The 14,010-nt window shown below is 66.4% G+C and carries 11 protein-coding genes and 1 pseudogene; 3 read left to right on the plus strand and 9 right to left on the minus strand.

What is annotated here, in order from left to right:
• Positions 1 to 68: 68 nt before the first annotated feature.
• The 8 genes from OG207_RS35300 to OG207_RS35335 all read right to left on the minus strand — a co-directional run bounded on the left by OG207_RS35300 (position 69) and on the right by OG207_RS35335 (position 11,035).
• Positions 69 to 3,716, minus strand: coding sequence for a hypothetical protein (locus OG207_RS35300; RefSeq protein ID WP_329104347.1), 3,648 nt, complete (start codon positions 3,714 to 3,716; stop codon positions 69 to 71).
• Positions 3,717 to 3,760: 44 nt separating this feature from the next.
• Positions 3,761 to 6,052: a hypothetical protein gene (locus OG207_RS35305; protein ID WP_329104349.1), complete on the minus strand. Its 2,292-nt coding sequence runs from the start codon at positions 6,050 to 6,052 to the stop codon at positions 3,761 to 3,763.
• A 54-nt stretch (positions 6,053 to 6,106) separates the two neighbouring features.
• A complete protein-coding gene (locus OG207_RS35310) occupies positions 6,107 to 6,985 on the minus strand; it encodes a hypothetical protein (RefSeq protein WP_329104351.1) in 879 nt (292 codons plus the stop codon).
• 390 nt (positions 6,986 to 7,375) lie between these two features.
• Positions 7,376 to 8,005 (minus strand): topoisomerase C-terminal repeat-containing protein, encoded by a 630-nt coding sequence (locus tag OG207_RS35315; protein ID WP_329104353.1) that lies wholly within the window; start codon positions 8,003 to 8,005, stop codon positions 7,376 to 7,378.
• Positions 8,006 to 8,036: 31 nt separating this feature from the next.
• Positions 8,037 to 8,213: a hypothetical protein gene (locus OG207_RS35320; protein ID WP_329104355.1), complete on the minus strand. Its 177-nt coding sequence runs from the start codon at positions 8,211 to 8,213 to the stop codon at positions 8,037 to 8,039.
• 219 nt (positions 8,214 to 8,432) lie between these two features.
• Positions 8,433 to 9,608 (minus strand): hypothetical protein, encoded by a 1,176-nt coding sequence (locus OG207_RS35325; protein ID WP_329104358.1) that lies wholly within the window; start codon positions 9,606 to 9,608, stop codon positions 8,433 to 8,435.
• Positions 9,605 to 10,012: a hypothetical protein gene (locus tag OG207_RS35330; RefSeq protein ID WP_329104360.1), complete on the minus strand. Its 408-nt coding sequence runs from the start codon at positions 10,010 to 10,012 to the stop codon at positions 9,605 to 9,607. Before OG207_RS35330 ends, OG207_RS35325 begins: the two co-directional genes overlap by 4 nt.
• A 186-nt stretch (positions 10,013 to 10,198) precedes the next feature.
• Complete coding sequence (locus OG207_RS35335; RefSeq protein WP_329104362.1) at positions 10,199 to 11,035, minus strand: hypothetical protein; 837 nt, start codon at positions 11,033 to 11,035, stop codon at positions 10,199 to 10,201.
• A gap of 480 nt (positions 11,036 to 11,515) precedes the next feature.
• On the opposite strand from OG207_RS35335, the gene OG207_RS35340 reads away from it, so the two are divergent.
• The 3 genes from OG207_RS35340 to OG207_RS35350 all read left to right on the plus strand — a co-directional run bounded on the left by OG207_RS35340 (position 11,516) and on the right by OG207_RS35350 (position 13,296).
• Positions 11,516 to 12,112, plus strand: a complete 597-nt coding sequence (locus OG207_RS35340; RefSeq protein WP_329104364.1) for a hypothetical protein — start codon at positions 11,516 to 11,518, stop codon at positions 12,110 to 12,112.
• A gap of 96 nt (positions 12,113 to 12,208) precedes the next feature.
• Positions 12,209 to 12,523, plus strand: a complete 315-nt coding sequence (locus OG207_RS35345) for a hypothetical protein (RefSeq protein ID WP_329104365.1) — start codon at positions 12,209 to 12,211, stop codon at positions 12,521 to 12,523.
• Positions 12,524 to 12,879: 356 nt separating this feature from the next.
• Positions 12,880 to 13,296, plus strand: coding sequence for a hypothetical protein (locus OG207_RS35350; RefSeq protein ID WP_329104367.1), 417 nt, complete (start codon positions 12,880 to 12,882; stop codon positions 13,294 to 13,296).
• A 75-nt stretch (positions 13,297 to 13,371) separates the two neighbouring features.
• Here OG207_RS35350 and OG207_RS35355 read toward each other — a convergent pair.
• A pseudogene (locus tag OG207_RS35355) lies at positions 13,372 to 13,929 on the minus strand (transposase); the annotation flags it as partial.
• Positions 13,930 to 14,010 lie beyond the last annotated feature (81 nt).

The following is a 14,010-nucleotide window of genomic DNA, read 5'->3' on the forward strand; positions in this document are numbered from 1 at the left end:
CGCACCCGGTGAGGATGATCGTTCTCACCGGGTGCGTCAGGCCTCCACGCTCGCCCTCGATCGGACGATCAGTCCTCCTTCTTGCGCCGGCCTCGGCGGGGGCCACCGGCCGACGGCTGCTGCGGCTCCGGGGTCCCCACGCTCTGAGGGGTCGGATCGGTATTCCCGCGCGGACGCGGAACCGGAGCCGGCCGCGGCGAAGGAGCCGGTGCAGGAGCCGGTGCGGGAGCCGGCGGCCGCGGAGCATGAGCCGTCGGGGCAGGCGTCTGGCGCGGCGTCGACGGCGACGCCTGGATCGACTCCGGCTGACGCGGTGGCGTCTGAGTCGGAGTCCGCGCACCAGGCGCAGCCGGAGTCTGACCCACAGCCGGAGCACTGGCCCCTGGCTTCCTCGGAGCCGGAGTCCGCGCACCAGGCGCAGCCGGAGTCTGACCCGCAGCCGTGGCACTGGCCCCTGGCTTCCTTGGAGCCGTGGCACTGGCCCCTGGCTGACCCGCAGCCGTGGCACTGGCCCCTGGCTGACCCGCAGCCGGAGCACCGGCCCCTAGCTGCGTTGGAGCCGAGGCGCCGTCGCGGCGGGCGTTGATGACGGACGGCCGCCGGTCACGGTTCGCCTGCGCCTCGGCCTGCTCCTGCCCTGCCGGCGGTTGGACGGGGGGCTGGGCCTGAGCCGGGGCAGGGGTGCCCTGAGCGAAGCGCGTCGGACCCGTGCTCGGCGCACCCGACCGCGTCGGAGCAGGAGCCGGGGCAGGCACAGCCTCGCCGCTGAAGCGCTGCGGTGCAGCCTGCTCGTTGCTGCCCTGTTGGCTCTGCGCACCCTGGGAACCCGTGCTGAACTGCGTCGGTTCCGTCTGACCGGCGACAGCCTTACGGCCTCCGCTGGTCGGGACAGAAGCTGCGCCGCCGGCTCCGCTCTGGCCCTGAGCATCACCACGAGAACTCGACGGCTCCGTCGACGAGGAAAGTACCTCACCGCGGATGACCTTGTGGCCGTCCTGGCCGTCCGTGCTGTACCCGAAGTTCGACAGGCCACCCTGGTTGCTCAGACTCTGCGCCGTCTGCTTGTCCGAGCGCGAGCTGCCCGCTCCGCCACTCGTCAGCTGCAGCGGACCACCCTTGTCGGCGTGTCCGTCGCGACCGGGCGCGCCCAGAGCACCGGCGGGACCGGTGCCGCCCGGCAGAGCCTTGACGCCGTCACTGCCACCGCCGGAGCCACCACCAGGACCACCATCCAGCGCCGGACTGTCCGGGCCATCCGGTCCGTCCTGCCCGCCACCCTCGAGGGTCAGCTGCTGCTTACCGGACGTCAACTCCATGGCGTCACCGTTCGTGCCGCCAGCGTTCGTCGGCGCCGTCTTGCCCGTGGGCTTGCCTGTGGGCTTGCCCGTGTTCGGGGACGCCGGACCGCTGGTCTTGCTGTTGAACCCGTCGGCGAGCTTGTTGCCCATGGCCATACCCGCGCCAGCCCCCGCACCCGAGGCCAGAGCAGGCATCAGCCCACCCTTGTCCGGCTTCGGCGTGTTGTTCGTCTCGAGGAACTTGTCCACGAGCTTGGTGACCACCTCGTCCATCGCCTGCAGCACGGTCTTGCGCACCCGTAGCAGGGCGAAGGTGATGCCCATGATCACCAGCGAGGAGATCAGGGTCAGGACCACCACGATGATCCCGCCGAGCGCAGGGCTGCCCCACAAGCCACCCGGGCTCATGAAGCTCGACACGGGGCCAGCCATGATGTCCGGGACCGAGATCAGGAACTCCGAGACGAACTGGTAGACGAACAGCGTGACGAGGACTTCAAGGATCATCGCCGTGGAGTAGACGATCACTTTGGCGATCGCCTGCATGGCGCCCAGCGTCGCGAACGGTACGGCGGCCACCAGGCTGAAGGTCCGCTTGATCGCCCCGGTCAGCATGCCGATGGCGTACCAGAAGCCGAGCAGGACGATGGAGCCCAGGACCGTGGCCGAGTTGCTCCAGTACATGAACTTCGCCGGCCCCGTGCCCACCTGGCTGACCGCCATGTGGTTCTCGCGGGTGAACCCGCTGGTGGCGTTGTTCGATGAGTACATGGCCAGTGAGCTGGGCTTGAACCCGGTGTTGAGGTAGTTGTACGCCGCCAGGGGAGACAGGTTGCATGAGGAGGGCGTCTTGCCCACCGTAAAGCCACAGCCACCCTTCGTCCCCCTCGTGGTGAAGACCGTCGAATCCTTACCGGGACGAGAGGAGGTCAGGCCCGTGCCGTCGGTCGAGATCACCGGGTGATCGACCGGCTTCGGCCCCTCTTCCTCACCGAACCTCTTCACGTCGCCGTAGCTGTCCTCGTGGACAAACCAGAGCTTCTTGGTATCCGCGCTCTCGTCCAGTTGCGTGATCGAGCTCTTGATCCCCGACTCGAAGTCGGAGGCTGCGATCTCGTTGCTCGCGATGTACTTGCCGATGATCCCGAAGGTCGAGAACACCGCTTTGAAGTCGTCCGAGGCACTTCCGGTGACGGAGACGGTGCCGTCCTTCCAAGCCGACTCGGCGTCCTTGGCCTTCGTCCCGATGTTGATGCCGTTGAACGTCGCCCCGTGGGACTGCTTGTTGATCGCCAGCGCACTCGTGCGCACAGCCATCATCGCGTCCGGGCTGGCCTGGTCATCGTCCCAGGAAACAGTGGCCTGGTCCGGGATCCCCAGGCGGTCGTTCATCATCCACGCCTCGAAGTCGACGTAAGTGCTCAGCACGACGCGCGTCGGGCCGGCGTGTTGACCGAGGACGGAGTCGTCGAACTTTCCGAGCACGCTGGAGTACATCGACCCGACGAGCGGCAGGCCGACGCCGATGAAGACGACGCGCACGATGAGCCTCTTGATCGCCGAGCCCCGGTCCATCTTCTTGAACATGACCAGGCCGATGAGCAGGACGCCGATGAAGATCGGCACGAGCGCCTGCCACGAGATGTCGACGAGCAAGCCGTACCAGCCGCTGATCCAGTGCTGCAGACCCAAGAGCGCGCCGCCTCCGGTATCGCCTCCGGTCATACCATCGGCAAGAGTCGGATTTACCGCCGCGACCGCGCTGTAGAACCACACGAAGGGGTTGATGAGCTTCAGGAACTGGATGATGACGTAGAACAGCGTGCCGACCGCCAGCGCCAGGGCGTAGAGGACCCAGATGATCGACCCCCCGATCACGCTCACGATCTGGCCGCCGATGCCCGAGGACATCGTGTCCAGGCCGAGGTCGTTGTTGGCCGCCCCGAAGTGCGCGTAGTCGAGCATGCCCGAGTACTTGGCGTTGCCCTTGTCGTCTTTCGCGGCCAGGGTCTCGTAGGTGACGGTCTGCGAGGACCCCGACACCTCGGCGAAGAACCAGCCAACGATGTCGCCCAGGCTGAACTCCGGGTCGGCGTAGCCGAGAATGGAACCGCCCGCGGCCGGGCTGGACGTGACCGGCTTCCAGTTCGCGTGCATGCCCTTGTCGTTCTGCGGCGAGTTCTTCTCGCTGAAGTACGAGCTCGCGTTCGAGGCCAGCTGGTAGAGGCTGTAGTTGTCGCGCTCCTTCTTGTCGTCCGCGGACGCCGGCGAAGACGTCGCCATCATGAAGACCGGCACGAGCAGCGCCGCCAGGAGCATGAGGGCGAGCCCGCGCGCGAGCCTGCCCGGGCGGCCTGCCTCCACGTCGTGGCCGGCCCGGGCACGCAGCCTCGCCACCGCCGTGATCGTCCCGTTCATGGTCTCTCCTCTACTCCTCGTCCTCGTATCAGTGCTGACCTCGCTCATGTCTTTTCCAGCTTCTTGGGCCTGGGCCTTGTTGCTGGTCGCTTTGCGTTGTTCTCGGGCTGCTGCAGGCTCTTGCCTTCGTTGCGCCTGATCGCGTCAGCGTGGCCCGCGTCAGCCTCGTTGCCGTCGCCCTCGCTGTGCTTCCGGATGCTGGTGAGGTTCGCGCCCGGTGCCGGCTTGTCGTGCATGATCGAGTCCATCCGCGCCGTCTCTTCGGCCCTGGCCGCCTCCCGTCGGACCTGCCTGCGTTGGGCCTCGCGGTAGGGGTTGATCCCCAGTGCCAGGTCCAGGTGAAAGACCACGTTGGAGACGCCCCGGCGCAGGTACGTGAGGTTCTCGTCCTTGGTCGTGATGAGCCGGGCGAGATCCGGCGGGATCCGCTGGTGCAACTGCTTCTGGTACTCCGCCACTGTTTTGTCGCGCATCGGGCCGAAGAGCGTGTAGTCCGCAGCGTCGAACTTGTTGAAGTCGCTGTCGGCCAGCATCTTGTCGACGTCGTTGTAGCTGTAGACCACCCGGCCGCCGCGCTCGTGCATGTGGTCGAACTGGTCCTTGAGGTACTTCTTCACCCGGTCGTCGATGTGCTCGGTGCCGTGGATGATCACCGTGTCGCCGATTCCCAGCTTGCCGACGGCGAAGCCGACGATGTTCACCAGCTGCGCCATCGCCACGCCCTTGCCGCGGCGCATGAGCCGCGAGAAGTCGTAGACCACGCGCCGCGAATCCCGGACCCCGTCCACGGTCGAGGCCGTGTGGTTGTTGAACAGGTCGCCGTTGGTGCTCAGCATCGCGTTGGCGATGCCTCTGAGCACGTTGTAGGCGCGCAGCTGGTCCGGGTCGGTCTTGCTGGAGTTCAACAGCGCCTTGTGCGCGGTCGCCAGGTAGGAGACGAACATCTGAAGACGCGGCACCTGGGTGTGCGGGATGTTCACCACGCGCAGGCGGTTGCGCTGCTCCTGCGCGTTGTGCCGCCACATGCCCTGCTCGATGTAGAAGTCCGTGGCGGTGTCTTCGAGGGCACTGCGGATGATCGAGCCGACGGCACCATCGGTGGTCTCGTAGAGCTGCTCGAACATCAGCTTGAGCTTCTCCATCTGAGCGGAGAAGACCGTCAGCTCGTCCTCCTCCTCGCCGAACATTTCGAACATGTTCACGTCGCCCTGGTTCAGGTCCACGCGCGAGGTGAGCCGCTCGAACCTCGGGCCGAGCTTGTCGAGGTTCGCCCCCTCAAGGACGAGGTGGACGACCTGGCCGTTGTTCAGCAGCGTCGCTTGCGAGATCTTCGAGCACCACATGTTGGCCACCCGCTGGCGGTCGAGGTACTCGCTGAGGGTGGCGTCGGCGACGATCACGTGGTGGTCGTAGGCGTTCACGTCCATGAGCACGGCGCTGTTGTTGACGTCGCCGACCATGTAGCCGACGTACTCGCCGCCCTTGTCGTTGAGGCCGTTGGTCACGAGCGAGTACGAGCCGGCCAGCTCGGTCGAGGTGAAGTGGAAGCCCTTGCCCTTCTTCTTCTCGTTGTTCTTCCACAGGCCCGAGAGCTCCTGGCGCTGCTCGCCGGCGTAGGGCGCAGCCTTCAGCGTGCCGAAGCGGTCGATGTACAGGCGCGTGACCCGGTCGATCGTGTCGTCCAGGGTCGCCAGATCCGGGGCCTTGAGAAAGAGCCGGTTGTGCACCGAGAGGTAGCTCGCGCCGTCTTGGAGCTCTCCGATCGTGACCCCGAGGTCACCGGAGATCTTCGCGGCCTTGCGCTTGGAGGAGGTCGTACCCGTCTCCTCCTGCTCGTTGGCATCGAGCCGTTCCAGCTTCTCGGACTGTTTCGTATAGGAGTCGATCCACTTGTCGTCCATCCGCTTGACCTGCTCAAGCACGACCGCGGTGACCCGCTCGTCCAGGCCGTCCGGGATCCGATCGATGCCCCAGAAGGCGGCGAAGTTGTCGTGCGCGGCGTCGTCGTGGAAGTACGCCAGGATGCAGGCGACCGAGCCGTCGACCTCGAAGTAGTCGGAGCGGAAGAGGTACTTCTCCTTCGGCTTCAGCGCGAGCAGATGCGGATAGGCGTCGAACGTGCCCTGGAGGTGCTTCACCTCCCGGCGGCGCTGCCACCAGTTCTTCTTCGGCTCTGCGGCTCCGTCGGCGACGCCGTGAGCTGCCGCAGTGTTCTGCACGCCCTCAGCCTGGGCAGCGTCGTCCGCGGGCAGATCGTCGACCAGAAGCTCCGCGCCCTCGTTCGTCTGGTCAGGCTTCTTTCCCGGGATGCCGAGCTGTGCCCGGACTTTCGTCATCAGCGCCATGGTGTCCTTCGTTCGTTCCTCGTCGTGTGAGTCGGCCTGGCGCTGTCAGTTCAGCGACGCCTTGAGGTCGAGCAGTTCGTCGTCGATGCCCTGGTAGAAGACCCGCAGCATCGGCTCGGCCTCCTCGCGGTCGAGCATCGTGGCTTCCTTGATCATGAGGGTGGAGCCGCCGACCTCGGCCTGGAGGACTTGGTGTCCCTTGCGCAGTGAGTCGGTGTTCTTGCCCTTGAGCAGCAGGTACTGGTGGATCGAGGGGAACTTCCCGCCCACGTGCTGCGTGAGGATGTCGTACTGCTCGTTCTGCAGCTCGATCAGATCGGGGTCACGGAGCTGAAGGGCCTGGTTGCGCTGCTCCAGGTTCGCCACCTGGTGGTAGATCCGCTGCGGTTCCTTCGTTGTGATGAAGCTGTGCTCGCAGGTCGTCTCAACCTTGCGCCAGAAGGAGTCGACCCGGTCGAGGATCCCGATCCGGTCCTCGTCGAAGAGCAGATAGCTCGCTGAGCCGACGACCAGGTAGACCCGGCCTTCGCCGCCGTCGGAGAAACGGATCAGCCCGTCCTCGTCGATCCCGTCGATGCCGACGATCGAGTAGAAGTCCGTGGGGTTCGAGCTGCGACGGGTGAGGACGTGGCGGGCTGTGCGGGGCAGATACGCAAGGAAGGCCGGCACCCGCATGATGCGCAGTTCCTTCGTCTTCATCAGCCCGCCGAAGTAGGCGATCGCCGCCAGTCCCCAGAGCACGAAGAACGCGATGGCGACTGGGCCCGAGCTCGCGACGAACGTCGACGTGCTGAACCACAGCAGGGCGAGGGCGCCACCACCGAAGAAGAGCAGCTGCTTGATCGGGGAGGGCTTCGCCGCCCAGCCGCCCTTGCTGAGCGTGATCTCGTGATCTAGAAAGCTCCTGTTCAGCGAACTTGGCACCTTATAGGACAGTTTCGCCATGAATCTCCGATCCCCCCTGCGACCGCAATGGCCATTGCTCGACCTATCGAGAAGTCTTCATACATGAGGCGTGTGGGTGGCATCCTATCTTAGATAAGCCATTCGAAACGAGATTGAAAGGGACTCCGATGGCGGCGTGGGGCGAGTCTGACTGGTGGATCCGAGTCATCGCCGCTCTGGTCGAGGACTTCCTGACGAACCGACATCCCGTCGAGCACTGCCTGCTCCGAGTACCGAGGGGGGTGCGTGCCCGGCGCCGCGCAGCGTCTCCTTGACCCGATCGAGCACCGAGAGCGTTCCTGTCGTGAAACGGCAGCAGCGGGCCCCGAGGTCCGGGACCCGCTGCAACTCGTCACTACCCGGCCGACATCAACCGAACGACGGGACGATCTTCTTCTTGCCGCCCTCCTTCTTCCAGGAGATGCGGGCGTCGAAGGTCTTGCCCTTGGCCGAGACGAAGCCCGTGCCCTGGATGGTCTTACCGGCCGCCAGGTCCTTGCGCTGCGCATCGGTGAAGGTCACCTGGCACCAGGACCGAGGTGGCTCGTCGTCGGAGCCGAAATCAGGGGTGATCTTCCTGGCCTTCGCGTCCCAGGTGACCTTGCAACCGAAGGTCTTGCGAGTCCGCGCGCTGACGAAGTCGTCGATCTCCAGCGCCTGGCCCGCCAGGAGCACCGCGACCTCCGCCGGCGTGAACGTCCGGCCAGACCACTCCGTCGGCTTGTCCGGCACCTCCAGCTGGAACCCGACGAACTTGCGACCCTTGAAGTTGCCGACGCCGAGCGCACCGGTGGCCGGGAAGGGCTTGTTCTCCTTCGGCCTCGCCTCGAACGAGATCGTTTCGCCCGCGAGCAGCTTTGCCACCTCGTCATCGCTGAACTCGTGGCCCGACCAGACCTTCTTGAAGGCGACCTTCTTCGGGCCACCTGGAGCGGCCTGCCACACGCCCTCGGCGCGGGCTGCGCCGACCTGCTCTTTCACGTCCAGCTCGGCGCGCATGTCGGAGTGGACCTTCTCGGTGAGCCCGAGATCACCGATGCGCGTGCCCGGCAGGAGCCTCCAGCTCCATTTCGCCGGCCTGCGCCAGCCTGAGCTTTCGGCCCTCCTCGGTCAGCAGCGGGTACTTCGCCTTGTCGTTGGCGACCTCCGAGTATGTCGAGGTGCGGGTCGCACCTGTACCCATGCCGCGCTTCTCCAGCTGCTTCATGAGCCACTTCATCGTCGGGGGCGCTTGAATGCCCACGCCCCTTCGCGCTGCGTCCGGCATCCGCGGCGCGTCCTCGGGGTGCGAGGCCGGCGCGGCCACACCCGCACACCGCGGAGTGCAGTACGAGCCGAGGTGCACCCGGGTCCTGGACACAGAGACCCGATAACCCCAGGCTTGCAGCGCTGACGGACGAAAGGAGCTTCTCCTTGCTCGTCGCGGTCATCGGATCGGCCGCCCTTCCCGCTCGCGTTCGATCCTCAACTGCTTCCGGGTGGCCTCACGGGCCATGTCCCGGAGATGGATCGCCTCCTTGTGTGTGATCGGCGCGTCACGAAGGTTGTGCGAGCCCCGCAGGAAGTTCTCCGTGCGGTCGGCGATGGAGTACGCGAGCGCCTGCTCGATCACCGCGCTGGTCTGGCGCACCTCGCCCAGCTCGTCGCGCAGCTTGCGCAACAACCCGTCCCGCTCCCGTTCGACAGCCTCGATGCTCATCAACCGTGTCAACACGCCGCCCAGCAGCGGGTCGCGGGAGCGGAACAGCTCCACTGCGCGCTCGGTGGCAGGATCGGCATCAAGACGCAGGTCGAGCTGTGCCAACAGGAACGCCATCACCAGCGTGCCCTGGCTCAGCCGCCGGCTGAACTCCCGAGCAGCGCTGTCGCTCACGCCCAGCTCACGGACTGCGGCTGCTCGCAGCTGCTCCCGCAGCGCGTTCATGACGCTCTCGGGCAGCGCCTTGATGTGCGGCTGGCTCTGCACGCCGACGAGCCGGAAGCCCGACTGGGGGAGCGTGGCGGTCCCGGCTGTACTGCTCGAGCCCCCCTTCGAGGGCGCGCTCCGCACGGCGCGCTGATCACCGGTGAACTGCAGCGATCCGGGCCCCACCTGCTCGGGTTCGTCCGGTGCGGCGACGTCGTCACGAGCAGCGATTTCGGCTGTAGCGGCGCCCTCCACGTCCGGCTGTGCCCCGGGAGCGGAAACGGCATCAGTCGCAGGGCCCGCCGGCACACCGCCCGGGAGCACCCCGTCAGCGGTGTTCTGTCCGCCGCCAGAGCCAGCGCCACCGCGCTGGTTGGATCTGCCGGCCCGCTCGGAGTCGCCAACGTCGGGCTCGCGGTCCGGCTCCAGGTTCGGGCGATCTGTTTCGGCTTCCCCATCGAGATCAGCCTGCGGACCTTCAGCCTCGAGTTGAGAGCCGATGTCGCCGGTCTCATCGAACTGCCCCTCCGGCTCGGGTGTTGCCGTCTCAGGCCCAGGCCGTGCGGCCTGAGCCTGGACGTGCTTCAACTCCTCGCTCCCACCACGCCGGTAGGCGTCGAGGAAGGACGTGTCCACATCCATCACCTCGTCGGTGGGCGTGGCCGCCTCCAGCATCTCTGCGAAGTCCCGGCTCATACGAGCTCACCGTCCTCCTCGTCGAGCAGGTAGTTGTCGCCGCGGGTGAGCCCGATCAGCGAGTCGAAGCCCATGGTGACGACGCGTTCGAGGTTCGCCGAGTTCTTCGCCAGCGCCGCGACCTGATCGACGAGCTCATTGAGCCGCGCGATCTCCAGGGTCGGCAGGTCATAGTCGAGGTTCTCGCGCCGGATCTTCTCGACCACCGCCTCGGCCACGTACTCGCTCACCGAGGAGAACCCGCGCTTGTCGGCCCAGTACTCCGCGCGCTGCTTCTCGTCCGAGCTCAGCCGGACGAACATGCCCTGGCGGCCACCGCTGCTGCTCCGTGTCCCGCCCGGCAGTTTCTCCTTCGCGCCGCGCGCAGGTTGCGTCGTCTTGTCCAACTCGGGTGCGGCAGTCATCTGCGGCTTCTCCATGCCTTGCCTTGCCAATCCGTGAAGTCGCCTTATCGACGCTAGTGGATAAGACAGCTGCCACTCTTTATGTTTCCTATCGGGCATCGGTAGAGTCGAAGACGTGCCCCGCTGCCCCCCTGTGCCACGCATGGCCGCAGCAGGTGGTCCTGCTCGATTCCCTTCAGCGCCCGCTCAGGAGCCGGACAGGGGAGTCGACGTCGCGTTCGTCGTGCAGTCGACGAGCTCCTGGGTGAACCTCGGGGCCTGCCAGATCGCCTTGTCTTTGTCGTTCGGCAGGTGTTCGACGATTGACCCGGTGCCGAGCGGCGCACCGCCGGCGAAGAAGTGCAGCGCCTCCTGGCTGAAGCCTGCCTTGTACACCAAGGTCGACAGGCACTGGCCGGCCGCCGCGTAGGTCTTCTTCTGGCTCTCGTCACGGGCGTAGGAGGAGAACATCGAGACCAGGCCCTTGGTGAGCTCGATGGACGAGCTGACCGGCTGATCCGCGCGGACTGGGTAAGCCGGCTGCAGGTTCGGCTTGCCCGCTACTGGCTTCGCGGCTGCCTCCGGCGGCGCGTAGTTCTGAGCCTCGGCGCTACCGCTGTCCGGAAGTGCAGCCTTGCTGATGCATCCGTCGAAGTCCTCGCGCAGCGACCGCGAGGCCAGGAGTGCGGCGTCGTCCTCGCTCACCTTGTTCAGTCCGCCGATGACCGCGCCCATGTCGTCGCTGTCGGCCTTGATGATGTAGGCCAGCGCCTTCTCCGACATTCCCGCCTTCCGCACTGCGCTAGCCAGGCACGCTCCGCCGTCCTCTCTGGAGCTTCCGGCGCCGTGGAAGGCGAGCTTGTCCAGCGCTTTGCTGAGGGCCTCGTTGGTGACCTTGGTCGTGTTTGCGGTCGGGGTTGATGTAGGCGATGGCTGTGCCTCCTTGGCCGTTCCGCCGTTGCCGCTGGAGCACCCGACGAGCACGACGCCCGCAGCCAGCGCCGCAGTGGAGAGTCCAGCCTTCCTCGTCTTCCAGGTCCTCATCTCGCCTCGCATCCCCTGTTGCCGACCAGTCTGATTGGATCCACTGGTCTCTGAGGGTATCTTATTCGAGTGGTCATTGAATGGTTGTCTGCGATGAGTCGGAATGTCGCGAGATAGAGGATGCAGAGGCTGTGCAGGGCGGGACTCGGGCGCGCGGAGTGCCTGCGGTCCTGTCTGGCGCTTGGGGATCAACGGAGTTGATCCGGGGGGCACTGCGATGACGCCGTGCGCGTGTCGGCTGCGGGCGGCCCCCTGTCGGGCGGCTGTGGTGGGCTTCGACCTGCTGCGGTCGGCTCCCTCGGACCTTCAACGCAGTGCCCGTGTCCATCGCCCGCGACCAGCAGCTCATGCAGGGGGCCACACCCTGACGCGCGCCCGCTTCCGGATGGAGAGCGCCGGACATGACCATGCGTGCCGCGCACGTCCCCACGCCCATGAAGCCAGGTCTGGTCGTCTATACCGACCAGCAGCTTCTCCGCTTTGACCGGCTGGAGCCCGGCATCCCTGGTCCACGCGATGCCACCGCTCGGCTCGATAGGCGCCCCGCTTCGACACCATCGGTCTGCAATTGAAGAGGTCATCGAGCCGCGACGCCGCCCGGCCTGCCGCCTCTGCATGGCCCGGCGACACGTCCGCGGGCTTGTCGTCCGCAGCACCCCGCACCATGAAGGTGTCTGCCACCGCCGCTGGCTCCTCGGAGAGGAGCAACACGATCTGACGCTGCTGCCCGAGGTTCTGCGGGCCAACCTCCAGCATCACCGGATCGTCCGCCGGGGCACCCATCCCTTCACCGAGCTGGCCTTCGTCGATGCCCGCGACCGCCTGACCAGGTGGTTCACCGGTGAGAGAAGCGGAGAGCCTCTTCGGCAGAGGTGGAACCGCCGGCTCGAAGTGCTCGGCGAGGACCCGTTCGGTGATCCCCACCGCCCCACCGAGCCCCGGATCGAAGTGGCCACCTACCCCGAAGTCATCGTGCTCACCGGCCTGTTCGCCTCCCCGCACTGGCGAGACCATCCCCAACTGCCCACAGAGACAGCACGCCGATTTGGCATCGCAGACACCCAGCTAGTGCTCTGACCTCACAGGTTCGCCGGTTTGGGGCTCGCCTGTGTTTGGGGTGTGCCGGGGCATCCGGTCCACAGCCGCGAGCCCGTGTCTGGCAGGATCTCCCGCATGCTCGAAGAAAAGCTCGACGCGCTTGCCCAAGTGATGGCTGAGCACATGACCAGGCCGTTCCCGCCCGGCTGCCGCGGCCTGGACGTCGAGGGCCAGGACATGGTGTTGCTCGACGCGGACTCCTATGGCTATGCAGCCGTCGTTCGTGAAGGCCCGCTCAGCGAGCAGCACCGGGCAGGCTTGACGCGGCTGACGTCAGTGTTCGGGAAGGTCCTCCCGGCGATCGACGACGAGTACGCGGCCGAGTACTACACGCACGTGCGCGACATGGCTGTGCTGGCCGCCGAAATTGCGAGCCTGCGCGAGAAGTAGTCCTTCGCACGGGAAGGTTCCGGGGCATCCGATGGGGCGGGACACCCCCTTGCCAACGCGGCATGACCCGCAACCCGGTGAACCTATGCCGTCAGAGCACTAGCGTCGGGCCTGGTCCGGAAACTGCCACCTTCACTGCGAATCCTGGAGCAGGGCGTCTCACCTTCCTGACAAAGCCCAGCTCAGGAACCACCGGTCTCACCATGATCGATGAGACGCGAACTCGGCGCCGTGCTCAGCCCCTCCCGAAGCCCACGGCCTCCGCGCTCTGAGTCGCAAGCCAATCTGTCACCCCCCAGGTCAGTGGCCTTCTCCCGTCAAGATCTAATGAGACGGGACACTGGGAGCCTGGTGCCGTGGAAGACTTCATAGAGCAAGGACTTCGCCACTCGATCGCTGAAGCCGACTCTCCGGCCTGGCGCGTGAGGGCAGTTGCAGGGCGGCGGCTGGCGGCGGCGCCTCGGATCGAGAGTGTCGCCGGTGTCCTGCACCGTCTCCTCCTGGACGATCAGGACACTGGAGTGACCTCCGATACTGCTGCGGCTCTGTTGGCTCGGAGGGATCTGGCCGGCCTACGTGCCGTGCTCGCGGCCCGTGCAGTGGCGTCTGACGAGGGGACGGCTGATCAGCTCGCTGCGGAACTTGACTGTGACCCGCGCTGGGCGACCGGAGAGGGCGATGTCGAGCTGATCACGCAACTGCGAACGCTGACGTCGGATACAGACCCAGAGATCCGCAACGAGGCCATGTTGCGACTCTCGCGCCTGCGCTGATCGGAAGGGCGGGCAGTGGCCAATCTTCGGTGAGAGTGGTCAACCTCCAGTGAGACAGGACAGTCGTGTCGTTGCTCATCTGGGTCTGATGGTCAGGCCCGTCTCCGCGAGGCAGCCGTCTATGAGGTCGCTGCGGTACTGGATGTGTCGCAGGCCGCGTCGGATGCGCTGAACGAGGTGTTCGGGGGTGCTGAAGGCGACGTTGGAGAGCCAGCCGCGTCGCAGCAGTGACCAGATCCCCTCGACGGGGTTGACGTCAGGTGCGTAGGGCGGCAGGTAGTAGATGGTCAGCCAGTCCCGGGTTTCGACGAACTCCCGCAGGCCGGCGGCCTTGTGGACGTTGAGGTTGTCCCAGACGAGCACGATCGGGCCGCCGAGCTGCTGGTGGGCTGCGGTCAGCAGGTCCCGGTAGTCGCGCCAGGAGAAGCTCTTGCGCCCGTCGCGTCGGCCGTCGTCCCGGCGTGGCCGGTAGATCAGTCGCGACCTGTGGCCGGGTTTATAGCAGGTCAGCGCGGCGATGGACACCCGTCTGCGGGAGCGGCCCCGCACCCGCACTACCGGGGTCCGGCCGCGCTGTGACCAGGTCTTCGCCTGCGGCGGCGTCATGGAGAACCCAGCTTCATCGCTGAGTAGGCCCGGGGCGCGGTGCCGGGATTGCTCCCAGTCCGTTTCCCCGGACCTCTCGCCGAACCCGCCGTGCCCATTACTAGGCAA

The sequence above is a fragment of the Streptomyces sp. NBC_01439 genome, from assembly GCF_036227605.1.
GTDB lineage: Bacteria > Actinomycetota > Actinomycetes > Streptomycetales > Streptomycetaceae > Streptomyces.